Raw genomic sequence first — 18,009 nt, 5'->3', positions numbered from 1 at the left:
TACTTATTTATTTATGGATTATTATGTACATTTTTTCTCTAATTTATAATTCGATTTTTTGAATCGCATCTTTCATGCTTTTCACATAATCATAAATATGTTCGCCCGCTTCTTCTCCGTATTTTTCAATAATTTTTACGATAGCGCTCCCTACGATGACTCCATCCGCAATTCGGGCAATTTTCTTCGCCTGCTCGGGAGTATTGACACCGAATCCTACGGCTGCGGGTGTATCGGTCACTTCCTTCACAGAAGTAAGAATGGCTTCTAGGTCCGTCTTAATCTCGCTTCTCATTCCCGTCACTCCCATGGAAGATACAATATAGAGAAATCCTTTCGCATCTTTGGCAATCATTCTAACTCTCTCCTCTGAGGTCGGAGCAATTAAGGAAATAATATCCACATCATATTTCCTGCCTATTTCCAGCAGCTCTTCTTTTTCCTCATATGGCATGTCGGGAATAATAAGGCCGTTTACTCCTATTTCTTCGCACCTTTGACAGAATCGCTCATAGCCGTATTTATATACCGGATTGAGATAGGTCAGAAATACAAGTGGGACATCCGTCTTCTTTCGTACATTTTGCGCAAGCTCAAAGATTTTATCCGTCGTCGTATCCGCCGCTAAGGCACGCAGATTGGCTTCCTGAATCACAGGTCCTTCCGCTACCGGATCGGAAAACGGTATTCCGATTTCAATTAAATCACAGCCCGCTTCCACCATTTTTAAAATGAACTCTTCACTTTTTTCTATGGATGGGTCGCCCCCTGTCAAAAAGCCGATAAAAGCCTTTCCATGAGCAAATGCATCCCTAATCTTAATCTTACTCATTAATGTTCACCCCCTTGTATCTGGCAATTGCCGCTACGTCCTTATCTCCTCTTCCGGAGAGACAAACGATAATAACATCGTCTTTATTCATGGATGAAGCAATCTTTCTCACATGAGCTACTGCATGGGCACTTTCAATCGCACATATAATTCCTTCCGTTCTTGCCAAATATTCGAACGCTTCCACCGCTTCATCATCGGTAACGGGAACATAGCTCGCCCTCCCGCTATCATACAAATTCGCATGCTCCGGCCCGATTCCCGGATAATCCAGTCCTGCCGATATAGAATAAACCGGCGCAATCTGTCCGTATTCATTCTGACAAAAATACGATTTCATTCCGTGGAATACGCCCAAGGTTCCTTTCGCAATCGTTGCCGCATGTTCTTCCGTGTCCAGTCCGCGCCCCGCCGCTTCACATCCGATAAGAGACACCTCTTTATCTTCAATGAAATGATAAAACATTCCCATCGCATTGCTTCCGCCTCCCACACAGGCGATTACTGCGCTCGGAAGCTTTCCTTCGCATTCGAGGATCTGCTCTCGCGCTTCCTTGCTGATTACACTTTGGAAATCCCTGACAATCATCGGAAACGGATGAGGTCCCATCACCGAGCCCAGTACATAATGGGTATCATATACCCGATTCGTCCATTCACGCATCGTCTCATTTACCGCATCCTTAAGAGTCATCGTCCCACTCGTGACCGGATGCACCTTTGCACCCAGAAGCTCCATACGATATACGTTAAGCGCCTGTCTGTCCGTATCCTCTTTTCCCATGAAAATCTCACATTCCATGCCGAGGAGAGCTGCTGCCGTTGCCGTTGCCACACCGTGTTGCCCTGCTCCGGTTTCTGCTATCACTCTTGTTTTCCCCATTTTCTTCGCAAGCAACACTTGCCCCAACACGTTATTGATTTTATGGGAACCGGTATGGTTCAAGTCCTCACGCTTTAAATAGATTTTAGCCCCTCCGATATCCTTCGTCATCTTCTCGGCATAATATAAGAGAGAAGGCCTTCCTGCGTAGTGATTCAATAAGTCGTTAAGTTCTCTATTGAATTCCTCATCGTTTTTATAAAATTCATAGCTCTCTTCCAGCTTCAGAACCTCGTTCATTAAGGTTTCCGGTATATATTGTCCGCCGTGCGAACCATATCTTCCCTTAGACATTTCTAACCCTCCTTATAATTTCTAATATTTTATCCTTATCCTTTACTCCATTTACTTCCACACCGCTGCTCAAATCTATGGCATAAGGCTTTACTATAGATGCTGCTGCCTCCGCATTATCGGCATGTAGCCCTCCTGCAAGGAAAAAGGGAAGGGGAACCGCCGGAATCTTGCTCCAATCAAAGGTAATACCCGTTCCACCGTAATTTGTTGGATGACTGGCAGATGCACTGTCGAACAGAAAGTAATCGGCTCCTGCCTCTTTATAATCTTCGAAAAAGGATGTCGAATATCCATCCTCTCCCATACGCACTGCCTTGATAAGATATCCATCTACTCGCTTTTTCACTCCTTCCATATAGGAAGGGGATTCACTTCCATGAAACTGGGCGATATCTATGATTTTATTTTCCATCAGACGGATTATCTGTTCCTGAGGCGCATCTACGAATACTCCGACAACATTTATCTCTTTCCTTGTCCTCGCCTTCAAAGCTGACGCATATTCTTCGCTAATCTGCCGCCTGCTCTTCGCAAATACAAAGCCGATGTATTCCGGTTGGGCTTCATTGATGTAATCGATATCACACTCTCTTGTCAATCCGCATATCTTTATCTTCGGTCTCACACTTCTTCTCCTCGCAATAGGGCAAGCTGCCTTTTCTTATCGGTACTCCTCATGAAAGTCTCCCCGATTAAAACGGCGTCCGTTTTGTTCTGTCTCAAGATTTCTATGTCCTGTGCCGTACGAATGCCGCTCTCCGATACGAATAAGATATCTTCCGGTATCATCTTCCGCAGCCGGCTGCTCGTCGTAATATCCACTTCAAATGTTTTCAAGTTCCGATTGTTCACGCCGATAATACCGGCATTCGCATAAAGGGCCGCTTCCGCTTCTTCCTCCGTATGGGCTTCCACAAGGGCGGATAGACCGAGACTATGTGCTATTTCCAGATAGTCCTTCATCCGTTCCTTCTCCAACAGAGCACAGATAAGCAGAATAGCTGAGGCTCCCATAAGCTTCGCTTCGAATATTTGATAAGCGTCGATCGTAAAATCCTTACGAAGTGTAGGAATTGTTACGGTCTGTGCAATGGAACGCAGGTAATCATCGCTTCCCATAAAATAATAAGGCTCCGTCAATACAGAGATTGCTGCCGCTCCGGCTTCTTCATACTCCCTCGCAATATCCAGATAAGGAAAATCCTCTGCAATCACTCCTTTTGATGGGGAAGCCTTCTTCACCTCGCAGATAAATGACATCCCTTCTGCCGCCAGCGCCTGTTGAAAAGGAAAATCACCGCCTTTTCCCATTCCTTCCGCATCTCTTCGCAGAGAATAGATATCGTGCTTCTTTTTCAGTTCTTCCACCCGCACATAAGTGCGCGCTGCAATTTCCTCTAATATCATGGCTATACCTCCTTTATTATCTATCATCTTGAATTAGACAAAGCAACAAATCTCTCGAGCTGCTTAAGCGCTTTTCCGCTATCTATCGTTTCCTGCACTTTATTTATTGCATCCTGCAAAGTGAGTGAGGAGTCCGCTACGTAAAGGGCTGCTGCCGAATTAAGCACTACCGCATCTCTTTTCGGCCCGGTCTCTCCTCTTAGAATCGAAAGAGTAATCTCCGCATTCTCCTGAGGCGTCCCTCCTGTCAGATCTTCCTTCCTACATCTTACCATACCGAACTGTTCCGGCTCTATGATATATTTTCTAAACTCATTATTTCTCACTTCACACACAGATGTGGGAGCACTCATGGATATCTCATCCAACCCATCCTGTCCGAATACGACCATCGCATTTCTCACACCCAGATTATCAAGTACCTTCGCCATAGGCTCCACCAACTCTTCATCGTATACGCCAAGAAGCTGCATATTGGCACCTGCCGGATTGGAAAGCGGCCCTAAAATATTGAATACGGTACGGATTCCTAACTCTTTTCTTACGGGAGCCACATATTTCATAGCGATATGATAGTTCTGAGCGAATAAGAAGCAGATGCCGATTTCTTCTAAAAGAGCTTTACTCTTTTCCGGAGAGAGATTGATATTCACCCCTAATGCCTCTAATACGTCGGCGGCCCCGCTCTTACTGCTGGCTGCACGGTTGCCGTGCTTTGCAATAGGAATTCCTGACGCCGACACGACAATTGCAGAAGTCGTGGATATATTGAAGGAATTAGACTTATCTCCTCCCGTTCCGACAATCTCCAGCACATCCATATCGTGCAGAAGGCGAATGCAATGCTTTCTCATACCTGCTGCCGATGCGGTAATCTCTTCGATATTCTCACCCTTTAATGCCAGTGCGGTCAGATAGGCTGACATCTGAATCTGGGAAGCCGTTCCGCTCATGATTTCATCCATCACTTCTTCCGCTTCCTGAAAGCTTAAATTCTGTTTCACCACTACTTTTTGAATTGCTTCTTTAATCATATCCTCTCTCCTTCTGTTTTCATTGCATTATTTATTTGAATCGAACGGTGTGCGCTCTATTAATTTAAAAAGTTGCGAAGTATCGTCTCCCCATCCGGCGTTAAAATAGATTCCGGGTGGAACTGTACACCATATATTTCAAAGTTCTTATGCTTTACCGCCATAATCTCCCCATCCTCTGTCCGCGCGATAACCTCCAGTTCTTCCGGCATCGTCTTCTCTACCGCCGCCAGGGAATGATATCTCGCCGCTTTGATCTTACCCGGAAGTCCTTGGAATATCCTGCACTCTCCATCTATGTGTACTTCCGATTGCTTCCCATGCATCAATTCCTTAGCATAAGATACCTGTGCACCATATACTTCACAGATTGCCTGATGTCCAAGGCAAACGCCGAATATAGGAAGTTTTCCTTGGAAGTGTCCGATTACTTCTTCACAGATTCCGGCATCCGCAGGTCTGCCCGGCCCCGGCGATAAGATAATATGGCTGATATCCAACATCTCTATTTCGGAAATTGTCATTTCATCATTTCGGATAACCTTAATTCCCGGATGGATGGAACCGATGAGCTGATATAAATTATAGGAAAAACTATCATAATTATCGATCAATAATATCATCTTACATTCCTCCTTCCGCTGCTTTTAATGCATTCACCACTGCCTTTGCTTTATTGATACATTCCTGATATTCTTTTTCCGGTACACTATCCGCCACAATTCCGGCTCCTGACCGGATAAATACCTTTCCATTTTTCTTAAAAGCAATTCGTATGGCAATGCACGTATCCATATTTCCGGTAAAATCGATATATCCTATGGCACCCCCATAAATACCTCTTTTGTTGTTCTCCAATTCATTGATAATTTCACATGCACGAATCTTCGGCGCTCCCGAAAGTGTTCCTGCGGGAAGTACTGCCCCTATCGCATTAAGCGCCGTTTTATCATCTCTGATTTCTCCTTTTACCGTAGAACCGATGTGCATTACATGAGAAAAGCGCTCAATAGACATATATCTTTCCACTTGTACGGTGCCAAATTTGCTTATCTTCCCGATATCGTTCCTTCCAAGGTCTACCAACATATTATGTTCCGCAAGTTCCTTAGGGTCCGCGAGTAATTCCTTCTCAAAAGCTTCATCTTCCTGTTTCGTCTTCCCCCTCGGCCTTGTTCCCGCCAACGGAAAGGTATACAGATTGCCATTATCCAATTTCACCAAAGTCTCCGGCGAAGCGCCTGCAATTTCTATATCATCACTGCTGAAATAGAACATATAGGGGGACGGATTCGTCGTTCGAAGCACTCGGTAGGTATCGAACAGGCTGCCTTCTACATCCACTTCCAGGCGATTCGACAATACTACTTGAAAAATATCCCCTTCGTGAATATAATGCTTCGCCTTCTCTACCATCCGGCAATATTCCTTTTCCTGAAAAAGCGGACGGAAGTCCGATTTAATGTGAAGCGGCTTTATATCCGCAGGCGTTCCATTGGTGATAAGAGATACCATATCGTCCAATTCCCGTATCGCTTTCTTATAGTTTTCATCCGGCGCATCCGTCTTCATATTCACTATCAGGATAATCTTCTGCTTCAAATTATCGAAGGCAATTACTTTATCGAACAACATAAGGTCCACATCTTTGAAATTTTCCTCATCCTTAGCATCTAGGCTTAAGGTAGGTTCGCTGTATTTAATGTAGTCGTAAGAGAAATATCCCACAAGACCACCGGTAAAAGTCGGAAGTTCCTCAATTCTCGGACTTTTATTCTCCTCTATGATTTGGCGAATATACTGCGCAGGGCTCGCGTCCTTTATAACGAGTTCCGTACCTGTGCGGATGCGCACTACGGAATCCGTACAGGTGATCTCCAACTTCGGATCATAGCCCAGGAAGGTGTATCTTCCCCATTTATCCGTATCCTCAAGGCTTTCCAGCATATAACAATGACAGCTTACTGACTTTAATATTTGCAGCACCTGGATCGGTGTGCACATATCGGAATAGATGACCCGACTGATGGGAACTGTTTTGTAATCGGGGGCGTAAGATTTTACTTCTTCCAAACTCGGTGTGTACATAGGGGTTCCTCCTTTTTATGATGATATTGATTATTTCACCTGCTGAATGCGGGCTTTGATAACTTTTGGGGTATCGGCTGCTCGATGATAAGCAGATTCGAGATGCTTTGGCTCTGCTTATACACGCAAAGAAATCCGCCCTTGACAATAATAATTTATCGTCAAGGGCGGATGAATAGTTTTGTTTATCCGCGGTGCCACCTTGATTCAGGAGATATAGGTATAGCGTCTCCTGCTCTCTGAGGAATACTAACATATTCCCTGCAACTAACGTATGCTTCACGTCGCTGAATACTCAGCTTATCTTCTATAATGAGGATAGGCTTTTCACTGCGCCCTCAGTGGTCCATTTAACAAACTGCTTTCTGTCGGTTCTCAGCATTCCCGACTCTCTGTGAGTGCAACATCTGTTTTTATCTCCACTTCAACGGTTTCATGGATTTATTTAATTTTATGTATCTTATCATCGAATATAAACTCTGTCAAGAGATGAATACAAATAAAATTATAAATCTTTATAAATAAAAAGATATAAATTATATTTCTATAATGGTTACATTTTCTTCTTTATATATTCTTGTAGCCGGATGACCAATCTTTATAACCTTATAATCATCATAGAAGCTGTCTACCTCCACAACAATACGACTCTTCTCACAAACTGCGGAAACAGACATTATAACTTCTCCACTGGTATCTACAATCTGTGCTGACGATGAAGCCCCCAGTGTCATCTCACTGATGTACAAAGTAACCCCTTCTGCATAATCATATTCTACCTCTTCACTATTTTTACCAATTGGCAGTATACTGTTTTCTCTCACCCACAGAGGGAGTGAGAAATAATTGTACACTTCCTTGCGATAACTTCCACCCTGCACAATCTCACCGCTGAGCAAATGTACCCACTTTCCTTCCGGAAGATAGTATTCCACTTCCCCTGCATCGTTGAATATAGGCGCAATCAATAAGGAATCGCCGAACATATATTGTCTGTCCAAAGTTTCACATACTCTGTCACCAAAGAATTCCATAAACATTGGTCGAAGCATTGGAACCCCAATTTCATGTGCCAGCACAGCTTGTCTGTAAATATAAGGCATAAGCGTACATTTCAACTTCACAAAATGTGCCAATACATCGCTGGATTCTTCATCAAATAACCATGGTACACGATAGCTTACCCCTCCGTGAAGTCTGCTATGAGAGGATAGTAATCCAAAAGCGCACCACCTTTTATAAATGTCAGGGGTTGCCGTCTGCTCAAAACCACTAATATCATGACTCCAAAAAGCAAATCCGCAGGAAGCCAGAGACAATCCACCTCGAAGAGTCTCTGCCATCGAAGGATATGTTGCACTACAGTCTCCTCCCCAATGCACCGGATACTGCTGTCCACCTACATTGGAAGTTCTTGCAAAAACAACTGCTTTACCCCGTCCTTTAATTTCTTCTATTGCCTCAAAAACAACCTTATTATATAAAATCGAATAATAATTATGCATTTTTACTGGATCAGAGTCATCAAAATACGTGATATCCTTTACCGGAATTCTTTCTCCAAAGTCTGTCTTAAAACAGTCTATGCCCATCTTTAACAATGTACGTAACTTATTTTTGTACCATTCCACTGCATCTGGATTAGTAAAATCAATAACCGCCATGCCTGTTTGCCATAAGTCAGTCTGCCATGCATCTCCATTTTGCTTATGAATAAAATATCCTTTTTGCATGCATTCATCAAATGCTTCCGTATTCTGTGAGATATAAGGATTAATCCAAACACATACCTTAAGATTCTGTTCGTGATACCGCTGCAGCATATTCTCGGGTTCAGGAAATATTTCCTTATCCCATTCGAATCCGCACCACTCATAAGCATGCATCCAAAAACAATCAAAATGAAATACATGCAGAGGAATATTTCGTTGTTTCATTCCCTCTATCATTTTCATAACTACATTTTCATTATAATCAGTAGAAAATGATGTCGTTAGCCACAAGCCAAAGCTCCATGCCGGAATCAGAGGTGCTTTACCTGTTAAATCTGTATACAATTCAAGAGACTTTTTCGGTGTACCTCCACTAATGACATAGTAACTTAAGGATTCCCCCTCTACAGAAAACTGCACTCTCTCTACTTTTTCACTTCCTATCTCATAGGAAACATCTCCGGAATTATCTACAAGAACGCCATAGCCTTTATTTGTTAGATAGAAAGGAACGTTTTTATAGCTAAGTTCACTTGCCGTACCACCGTCTTCATTCCACATATCGATAACTTGTCCATTTTTTACAAACGAAGTAAAACGTTCTCCAAGTCCATAAATATATTCACCTACATCTAGAGAAAGCTGCTCTACCATATATGCCTTTTCTGCATCACTGTCTATCATATATGCCATATTTCGGTAGCTTGTTTCCGTTAGCATTTTGCCGCTATCAACAAATTCTATTTTCCAGTTTTTCTTGGCCTTATTAATTATTGCCTTAAGACTACCTGAGGAATAATAGAGTTTCTCTTCATCTTCCCATATTGTTACTTTTCCGTTTCTTTCATCATTAATTTGATAATGGGGTCCCCTGTCTTTGCGTCCCCTAAAATGCTCAACCTTCACATTTATTATATTATCCATAGGACTTTCTAACGTAATCGTAAGCATAGCCACGTTTATACTCTCTGCACGTCCCGGTGTATGCACACTCGCTGCATATATAATCAGCTTATCATCTATAATTTTGTGATAGGCATATTCTACCGCATAAATCGGTTTTATATTTTTTCTAGTTAACCAATAACCATTTGTAAACTTCATCTTTTCCTCCAACTTTCCGTGGAGTTGCTATTTATACAGAACGATACGCCGTCGATGCACCTTTGATTAGAGTTCCTTCGAAAATAATATGCTTCACCTTTGCTTCTTTTTCCATAGTATCGAAGAGAAGGTCTAAAGCCTTATCTATCATATCTCCAATAGGTTGGCGAATGGTAGTAAGAGATGGTTGATAATAATCTGCAATTTCCAGTCCATCATATCCTGCTACCGAGATATCTTCCGGCACCTTTTTTCCGCTATCAAAAATAGCTTTACAGGCTCCGATTGCCATATAATCACTCGGAGCAAAAATTGCTGTAACTTTCTCCCCTGACTGGAGGAGTTCTTTCGTTACCTCATACCCATTTTTCAGGGAATAGCCATTTAGATTGCTTTTCATCTTACGCACCAATGCCGGATTCACCTTAATGCCATTCTTTAAAAGAGCCATTTTATAGCCCTCATACCGTCTTTTTCCAATACTTTCATCGTTCTCAAATCCAGCAATCATAGCTATATCTTCGTGCCCTAATCGGCACAGATAATCAACTATTTTCATGCTTTCCACAATATCATCAACAAATACAGAAGAACAGCAATCCTCTCCGAGAGAATTTTTTATATCGATAGTACACGCTACTATAGGTATTGTAATCTGATTGATTTTATTCGCATCCTGACTGAACAAACCGCCAAAAAAAACGATACCTTTCAGCCTCTTTTCTTTCATCAGTTCAATAGCAACATCCATTTCATCTTCCGCATCGTCTACTATCTGAAATACGAAAGAATACTTTCTCTTATCACATTCCTTTTCGCCAATGGCAATAATTTGAGCCACAAAAGGATTGCTCAGACCTTTAGCCAGAATTGCAATTGCATCTGATTCCACTCTTTTTAGATTCCTTGCACTGTTATTCGGAACATAGTTATTTTCCTTTATAACATTTAAGATTTTTATCCTAGTATCTTTGCTGATTCCGGGGCTATTATTGATTACTCTGGACACGGTTGTCGCACTGACTCCACATATACGTGCAATATCAGTAATTGTTACATTCTCCATATATCTGCCTCACTTTAGTAACGACTTATGGTAAAAGTATATCAACTACATGTATAAATTGCAACTTACCCTTATTCATCCTTTTACTGCTCCTGCCGCAACACCTTTTATAATATATTTTTGACAAAATAAGTAAAATACTATTACCGGAACTATTGCCAATACAAGCATAGCCATCATAGCCCCCATATCAATCGATCCATACCCTCCTCTTAGATATTGCACAGCAATGGGGATTGTCTGATAGTCGCTCCTTAGAACAAGGACAGGGAGCAGGTAGTCATTCCATACCCACATAGCATTCAGTATAGCTACTGTTATAATCGTAGGTTTTAGTACCGGACAGATTATCCTAAAAAATGTCTGAATCGGATTGCATCCATCAATCAATGCTGCTTCCTCCAAAGAAATAGGAATCGATTTTACAAAACCGGCAAACATAAAAACCGACAATCCTGCTCCAAACCCTACATAAACAAATATAATTTTTATAGGCGTATTAAAGTGTAAAGTATCCGTTATCTTAGCTAACGGAAACATAACCATTTGAAAAGGGACTATCATAGCGAATACAAATAAATAATATAGTATAGATGAATAAATTCCTTTCACTCTCGTCAGCCACCATGCCGTCATGGATGTAAATAAAATAATTGCACTTACTGATAACACAGTGATAATTGCCGTGTTTAAAAATGCATTGATAAAACCTGTTTTTCCTATTCCTGAAATATAATTACTCAATCCTACAAAAGTCTCCGTGGTAGGCATTGCAAAAGGGATATCACTAATATACAGCTTACTCTTAAAAGAATTCATAAATATAAGGAATATAGGTATTAAAAAAAGTAACATCAATATCACAAGGAATATAGTCAAAACTATTTCCGTTTTCTTTGATACTTCAATTACTTCCGCTCCCTTCAACTTTTGTTTTCTGCTTTTTAACATTAGCTTTCCACCTCCTTACTCCTTGTAAAAAATAATTGGGTTAAAGATATCATAGCAACTAAAACAAAGAATACTACCGCTTTGGCTTGTGCTACTCCTTCCCAGCCATTTCTTCCATAAAAAGTATTATAAATATCCAGTGCAAGCATTGCCGTCTTTCTGGCAGGGTTACCGGCAGTAAGTGCGAGGTTCTGATCAAATAGCTTAAACGAGTTCGTCAATGTCAGAAACAGGCAGATTGTTACTGACGGCATAACCATCGGAATAATAATCTTTCGAAGTGTCTGGAACTTTGTCGCTCCATCTATTTTGGCCGCTTCAATTAGTTCACCTGGAATATTCTGTATGCCTGCAATGTATATAATCATCATATAGCCTATTAACTGCCAGTTCATCAGTATTACCAGACCCCAAAAACCATATTTGGGGTCTGTTGTAATAGTCACCTGAAAGTGAGCAAGTGCACCGTTAATAATTAGCTGCCAAATATATCCCAAAACAATTCCACCTATAAGATTCGGCATGAAAAATACCGTTCTACTTACATTTGTTATCTTAATTCCTCTTGTTAACATATAGGCAAGTGAAAAACCTAATATATTAATTGATAATACTGTTACAATAGTAAATTTTGTTGTAAAAATAAGTGCATTTAGAAAATCTTCATTTATAAATGCCTTTTTGTAATTCTCAATACCTATAAATCTCGCATCTGCAACTGTAGTAAACTTACAGAATGATAAATATATCCCTTCACCAAATGGCAGGATAAAAAAAATCATAAATAGAACTAGAGTGGGAAGTACAAATATTGGGAAAAACTTTTTATATGTCTTTTGCATACTGCCCGGTTCCTTTCTTTACTCTGACAATGCCGCTTTTTCAGTTTTCCATTCAGAAATCGTTTCCTCTACTAATGTATCCCAATCTTTCTGTCCAGAAGTATATTCTGAAATGTCTGCCCCTAAATCATCCTTAAATGTCTGACTGGGAAAAGTAGTATATACCCATGGGACCCCATATAAATTCTCATCAGACATACTTCTTATTACCTCTTGCGCTAATGGGTCACTTGGTGTTTCATTTTCTTCAAATGTATTAAACGGAGCAATAAATCCCAACTGGTTTGTGACATAGTCTTTTCCTTTTTCAGACTGGAATACCCATGTAAGGAAGTTAATTGTTGCCGCTCTATCAGCCTCGCTCGCCTTACTGTTGATACAGAGGAACCCTTCTGTCCCAACACAAAGTCCCTGTTTTTCTTCACCTTCTACACCCGTATAAATGGGTAAGAACTTAATATTTTCTTCCGATACTATATTACCTTCTACTCCCTTGATCTGGTTCCATGCCCAATTACCATTCTGAACCATCGCTACACGGCCGAGTGCAAATTCCGACATGGAATCATCCACCGACTTTGCCCCAAGCATAGAAGGTTCCGTGCAGGAGTTATTTATGTATAAGTCAAATATATTCTTCATATTTTGATTATATCCAAAATCAAGTTCTGCCTTATCTTGTACATTATCCCTTTGATATTCATAGTAAACAGAAACATTCATTAAATGTGTCTGCCATCTCCAATCTTCCCCAGGGCTTAACGACGTGGATGCAAAGACCCCATCAATTTCAAGGGCTTCCTTATTAGCTGTCATATCTTCTACTACTTCTTTAAGAACAGCGAAACTATTAATTTCTTCCATAGAAGAAATATTCGTTCCTTTTCCTGAAAGCGCAAAATATCTCTGCATAATTTCATCGTTATATATTATTCCATATCCTTCTACTACATATGGAAGTCCGTAAACACCTTCTTCATCCACTCCCGTTATTGCCAGGCTTTTATCAAGCAGTGTATTATAAAGGTCTATTTCACTTAAATCCATCGTATATTCTTTCCAATTCTGATATCCAATCGGTCCATTAATCTGGAATAATGTCGGCGCACCACTCTTTGCCATCTCGGATTTTAAGGTCTGTTCATAAGTGCCTGAAGCTGCGGTCTGCACCTTAACGCTTATTCCTGTTTCCTCCTCATAAGCCTGAGCAATTTCTTCCCAAACTTCTGAAACTTCTGGCTTAAAATTCAGATAATATACTTTACCTTCACCATTTCCTACTGCTGCCGTTTCGCTGTTGTTACTACATCCGATCAATATCATTGCCGCAGTTAATGCCGACGTTAATAACAAACTAATCTTCATCCTTCTCATAATAAATTTCCTTTCTCTGATTAATATAACAGTATCTTTGCTTGTTTTTAAGCTTATGTTAACGTTAACGTTAACGTTACCATTTATGAATAAAAGATAACATATTGCAAAAAATAATTCAATCTTTTTTTCCTTTTCGTGAAATTAAACATATTTTATACGGCTTTTACTCTTTAGTATGAAAACTTTTAGTGATTATTACAAAGTTTAGGATTCAAAAACAAAAGGGCAATTCTTTTTATAATTTTATTAACGTATTTTAATAAGCCCTGCCTAAGGCCGGGCTTTAAAAGACATATTCTTCTATTTATTTAAAGGATTAGCTTACTTTTTGTAAAGTTGATTAGATTTTGTTGTTCCCAATATTCTCGGGACATCACCCTTCCCCTCTTACCTCTAGCCATTTTCTCACCTCGCCTTTTCCCCTTGACGGCAACTGTACGAGAATCACTGCACCGAACACGAGGGCACAGCCGAAGAGTTCCTTAGGTGATAGCGCCTGTCCCAAGATAAGCCAGCCTCCCAAAAGAGCTACCGAGGATTCCATACTGAGAATAAGGGAAGCAATCGCAGGTTCTACATGTTTCTGGGCCACCACTTGAAGGGTATATGCAATACCGCAGGATATTACACCTGCATAGAGAAGAGGCCAGATGCCGGAAAGAAGCTGGCTCCATGTAGGCTGTTCCAAAAGGAAGCTACCCATAATACAAATACTTCCTGCCGTCAGGAATTGAATGCAGGATAATACGATTCCGTCCATTTTAGGTGAAAAATAGTCTATAAGCAGGATATGTACGGAAAATAAAATGGCACATACGAACGTGAGGGCCTCTCCTTTTCCAATTGAAAAACTCTCGCCTGCACAGAGCATATAGAGTCCCACCAAGGCGATGATAGCAGCGCCCCAAACTTTTCCTGCTACTTTCTTATGGAAAAACAAGCCCAAAATAGGCACTATAATAATATATAATGTGGTTATAAACCCTGATTTCCCTACAGTTGTGTGACGAATTCCCATCTGCTGGAAAATAGACGCTGAACAAATCACTATTCCGCAGCATATCCCGCCTTTAAGAAAAAAGGGAAAGGAGGGCTTCGACACCATCCTCTCCTTCCTCTGCCGCATCGCTATCACCGGTAAAAGTACGATACCGCCTATGAGAAAGCGAACACCATTGAAGGTAAGGGGCCCCATGTGGTCCATCCCAACGCTTTGTGCTACAAATGCGAAGCCCCAGATACAGGCTGCCAAAAATAAGAGCAGACTGCTCCCTATTGCTGTTTTTTTCATAATGTCTCTCCACCTCTTATTGTAAGCGCAATCTCGCTTACAATATCCCTAATCATTTTATCTTCGCAGTCAATGACAATATCCGCATATTTTTCATAATAAGGAATTCTTTCCTCATACAGATCCTTAAGTGTCTGTCCATCCCGCACGGCTACTCCCCTTTCATTTAAATCGCCTAATCTATCAGCGATGGATTCATAGGAAAGCTTTAAGTAGATTACCGTTCCTATGGATTTTAGATGCTCCATAGCCTCCTTACCATAAACGGCGCTTCCGCCTGTGGCAAGAATGGTTTTTTCCATTTTGAGGGAGGCATTTACTTCATTTTCCACAGCAACAAATCCATCAATTCCATTTTCCTCTATAATCTGATGAAGCAACTTCCCTGTGCGCTCTTGGATAACCAAATCAGAATCAATAAAATGGTATCCCAGACGCTTGGCAAGTACGACTCCTATCGTACTTTTCCCTGCCCCCGGCATACCGGTCAAAATAATATTATTCATACAAACAATCCTTTCCCGAACGATTCCAAATAAATAATCATGTATTTGGAAGTCATTATAGATTAACATTTACTCATTCTAATTCCACATTCAATACATTATTGTACAAGGCTTTTGAAACTTCTTCAACTGATTTCTATAAACTTTTATACAAACACAAAATAGACACGGCGGCTTTGTGCAAATCTAAGAAACTTGATGTTTCGCAAAAATCCTACGCGAAACAACCATGCTGAATGTGATTAAAATAATTGCCGTAGGAATAGCCCATATCGCATAAAGCATACTGTTTTTCATTTGCTCAACGGACATTATCGAAATGTACTGTAAGTGATAAAGGGGCATGAGTACAATAATCCGATATAGTGGGCTTGTTTCGGGTATGGGCAGCATTATCGGCATTACATGTATAGTTCCAGAAACCGCAAAGGCAACCATTTGACTTTTGCAAATAGCAGATAAGATTAAAGTAATACCTGTTATGCTGATTGCACCGCTTAATGCCAAAATAAGCTGATATTTAAGCACCGTCCCACAAGCAATATTAAATGGGATATATCCCTCTACAAACTCTTGAGGAGCGAATAGAATACTGCAATCCAAGCCCTCTGTGCCATATAAAGTAACTGCTAACATCAAATGAAAGGCAACAATCAAAATAGTTACAAACAATGCAGAAAGAAGACTTGCAATTATTTTTGCGGTAGCACACTTTGTTTTTCCATATTTGCTTGTTAAAATGATGTTATCAACACCGCTGTATTCCCCTGAGAAAACAGGGGCAATCATTAGAATAATGACGAAAGAAAGAGCAAGCAAAACCTTTGCTATATTTCGACTTGTATTAAGCCAACCGTTCACATATCCGATTTTGATTTCTTCGCCACCAAACACATCAGAAACACTTGACCCATTCCAATTCCCGTTCATATCCGAAAATCGAGCAAAAACGGCAGATTGCATAGCATTTTGATAAAGATATTGAGCGTTCATTCCATGCAAGTCGTGAGTAGGCCTAAAATCAGCCATTATTTGTTGCATTTTTTCATCTGTCAAAATACCCTCGTATTTTTCTGTAATAGATTTATCAATCTCAACCGCAGTTCTGCCGCTGCCTTCGTTGTTCTTGCCATCAAAAGCGTACATATTATGGAATGTAGCAAAAGAAAGGACAAAGGACAGTAACAGTACGGCGGCAGTAGAAATTATCGTAAGTCGTTTTGTCAATATTTTTTTCAGTTCAAATTTAATTAAATTCTTCATTCCTTACCCACTCCTTTGAAATAGAAAAGGTACAAATCTTCTAATGTAGGCTGCACCTGTATTGCATTTTCCATAGGTTGACGGTCTGCAATCAACCGCAGCACCGTATTATTATTTTCGACGTTTCGCAAATTGCTTATATTAAGCATTTCTGTGTACCGTTCAGCACGATTGGACGGAACAATACATTCCCACACATAACCGTCAATTTCTGCGGTAATTTCCTGCGGTTTTCCGAATTGAAGCACCCGTCCAGATTTCATCATAATAATTTCTTCAGCGATAAACTCAACATCAGACACGATATGAGTAGACAGGATAACAATCCTGTCTTTGGAAAATGCGCTTATTAAATTACGAAAACGAACACGCTCCTTTGGATCAAGCCCCGCAGTTGGTTCATCTAATATTAAAATGTGAGGATTGTTCAGCATTGCCTGTGCAATCCCTAAACGCTGCTTCATACCACCCGAAAAGGTTTTGATTTTGTGGCGGCTTTTCTTTGTCAAATCAACCGACTCTAACAATTCCGCTGCCTTTTTCTTAGCTTTCTTCTCGTTCAATCCCTTTAATGCGGCAACATACATTAGATAATCCATTGCGGTAAAATCGGGATAATATCCAAAGTGCTGTGGGAGATATCCCAACAACGCCCGGTATTTCTCACCCAATCCTAAGATGTCCTTTCCGTCCAAAGTGATTTTTCCAGAGGTGGGTTTTTGAATATCACAAAACAGCCGCATAAGAGTGGTTTTTCCTGCGCCGTTTGCACCAAGTAGACCATAAACTCCATTTGATAGAGTAATATTCAAATGGTCTATGGCGGTCTTTGAGCCATATTTTTTTGTTAGCTCGTTTGTTCTAAGTTCCATATAAAAGCTCCTTTCATCATGGGGAGCAAAAAATACTCCCCATGTGTTTACATAGAGAGTATAAAATACAATATTCAACTTTTTATCTACAATTCTTGATTATCTCGAAAAAACCCTTGATTTATCGGCACATTATCACCCTACTACATTCTACTGCTCACCCTTTCATTTAGATATGATTATACATAGCATATACATGACTGAAATAAATCATAATATTTATTTGTTATTATTCGGTCAGCCGTATATAATATAGAATTATAATGCTAATGAAAGGACGTAAATATGGAATATATTTCTGCCCCGGAAGCCGCGAAAAAGTGGGGTATTTCAGAGCGGCGAGTACAAAAACTTTGCGAAGAAAATCGAATATCGGACGTTGTACGATTCAGCCGTATGTGGCTGATACCAAAGGACGCTGAAAAGCCCGCTGATGGACGCAGAAAAAATATAGAAGTAGATAAATAGTTGAATATTATCCGAT

At 40.5% G+C, this 18,009-nt stretch carries 17 protein-coding genes; 1 reads left to right on the top strand and 16 read right to left on the bottom strand.

Annotation, left to right across the window (positions count from 1 at the left end):
• Positions 1-43: 43 nt before the first annotated feature.
• The 16 genes from trpA to RBB56_RS14055 form a co-directional block, all read right to left on the bottom strand.
• A complete protein-coding gene (gene trpA / locus RBB56_RS14130; protein WP_306719611.1) occupies positions 44-832 on the bottom strand; it encodes a tryptophan synthase subunit alpha in 789 nt (262 codons plus the stop codon).
• Positions 825-2,009, bottom strand: a complete 1,185-nt coding sequence (trpB, locus tag RBB56_RS14125; RefSeq protein WP_306719610.1) for a tryptophan synthase subunit beta — start codon at positions 2,007-2,009, stop codon at positions 825-827. Before trpB ends, trpA begins: the two co-directional genes overlap by 8 nt.
• On the bottom strand, positions 2,002-2,637 hold the full coding sequence (locus RBB56_RS14120; RefSeq protein WP_306719609.1) for a phosphoribosylanthranilate isomerase: 636 nt from the start codon (positions 2,635-2,637) through the stop codon (positions 2,002-2,004). The genes trpB and RBB56_RS14120 overlap by 8 nt, the downstream gene beginning before the upstream one ends.
• The gene (gene trpC / locus RBB56_RS14115) at positions 2,634-3,419 is read right to left on the bottom strand and encodes an indole-3-glycerol phosphate synthase TrpC (RefSeq protein WP_306719608.1); all 786 of its coding nucleotides are present in this window, start codon (positions 3,417-3,419) and stop codon (positions 2,634-2,636) included. The genes RBB56_RS14120 and trpC overlap by 4 nt, the downstream gene beginning before the upstream one ends.
• Before the next feature lie 23 nt (positions 3,420-3,442).
• Complete coding sequence (gene trpD / locus RBB56_RS14110; protein ID WP_306719607.1) at positions 3,443-4,453, bottom strand: anthranilate phosphoribosyltransferase; 1,011 nt, start codon at positions 4,451-4,453, stop codon at positions 3,443-3,445.
• Between the two features lie 59 nt (positions 4,454-4,512).
• Positions 4,513-5,076 carry an anthranilate synthase component II gene (locus RBB56_RS14105; protein WP_306719606.1) on the bottom strand — a complete coding sequence of 188 codons (564 nt, stop codon included), beginning with the start codon at positions 5,074-5,076 and terminating at the stop codon, positions 4,513-4,515.
• A gap of 1 nt (position 5,077) precedes the next feature.
• The gene (trpE, locus tag RBB56_RS14100; RefSeq protein ID WP_306719605.1) at positions 5,078-6,541 is read right to left on the bottom strand and encodes an anthranilate synthase component I; all 1,464 of its coding nucleotides are present in this window, start codon (positions 6,539-6,541) and stop codon (positions 5,078-5,080) included.
• A gap of 536 nt (positions 6,542-7,077) precedes the next feature.
• Positions 7,078-9,357 carry an alpha-xylosidase gene (yicI, locus tag RBB56_RS14095; protein ID WP_306719604.1) on the bottom strand — a complete coding sequence of 760 codons (2,280 nt, stop codon included), beginning with the start codon at positions 9,355-9,357 and terminating at the stop codon, positions 7,078-7,080.
• A gap of 31 nt (positions 9,358-9,388) precedes the next feature.
• Entirely contained in the window at positions 9,389-10,423 is a 1,035-nt protein-coding gene (locus RBB56_RS14090; protein WP_306719603.1) for a LacI family DNA-binding transcriptional regulator, read from the bottom strand.
• 75 nt (positions 10,424-10,498) lie between these two features.
• On the bottom strand, positions 10,499-11,374 hold the full coding sequence (locus tag RBB56_RS14085) for a carbohydrate ABC transporter permease (RefSeq protein ID WP_306719602.1): 876 nt from the start codon (positions 11,372-11,374) through the stop codon (positions 10,499-10,501).
• The gene (locus RBB56_RS14080; RefSeq protein ID WP_306719601.1) at positions 11,374-12,216 is read right to left on the bottom strand and encodes a carbohydrate ABC transporter permease; all 843 of its coding nucleotides are present in this window, start codon (positions 12,214-12,216) and stop codon (positions 11,374-11,376) included. The genes RBB56_RS14085 and RBB56_RS14080 overlap by 1 nt, the downstream gene beginning before the upstream one ends.
• An 18-nt stretch (positions 12,217-12,234) precedes the next feature.
• Entirely contained in the window at positions 12,235-13,590 is a 1,356-nt protein-coding gene (locus RBB56_RS14075) for an ABC transporter substrate-binding protein (protein ID WP_306719600.1), read from the bottom strand.
• A 376-nt stretch (positions 13,591-13,966) separates the two neighbouring features.
• Positions 13,967-14,884, bottom strand: coding sequence for a DMT family transporter (locus RBB56_RS14070; RefSeq protein ID WP_306719599.1), 918 nt, complete (start codon positions 14,882-14,884; stop codon positions 13,967-13,969).
• Entirely contained in the window at positions 14,881-15,390 is a 510-nt protein-coding gene (locus RBB56_RS14065) for a shikimate kinase (protein ID WP_306719598.1), read from the bottom strand. The genes RBB56_RS14070 and RBB56_RS14065 overlap by 4 nt, the downstream gene beginning before the upstream one ends.
• Before the next feature lie 186 nt (positions 15,391-15,576).
• Complete coding sequence (locus tag RBB56_RS14060; RefSeq protein ID WP_306719597.1) at positions 15,577-16,653, bottom strand: ABC transporter permease; 1,077 nt, start codon at positions 16,651-16,653, stop codon at positions 15,577-15,579.
• The gene (locus RBB56_RS14055; protein ID WP_306719596.1) at positions 16,650-17,525 is read right to left on the bottom strand and encodes an ABC transporter ATP-binding protein; all 876 of its coding nucleotides are present in this window, start codon (positions 17,523-17,525) and stop codon (positions 16,650-16,652) included. The genes RBB56_RS14060 and RBB56_RS14055 overlap by 4 nt, the downstream gene beginning before the upstream one ends.
• Positions 17,526-17,810: 285 nt before the next feature.
• Here RBB56_RS14055 and RBB56_RS14050 point away from each other — a divergent pair, with 285 nt between their 5' ends.
• Entirely contained in the window at positions 17,811-17,993 is a 183-nt protein-coding gene (locus tag RBB56_RS14050; protein ID WP_306719595.1) for a DNA-binding protein, read from the top strand.
• The last annotated feature ends 16 nt before the right edge of the window (positions 17,994-18,009 follow it).

The sequence above is a fragment of the Kineothrix sp. MB12-C1 genome (genome assembly GCF_030863805.1).
Classification (GTDB): Bacteria; Bacillota; Clostridia; order Lachnospirales; family Lachnospiraceae; genus Kineothrix.
This window is presented reverse-complemented; position numbering and strand designations above follow the sequence as displayed.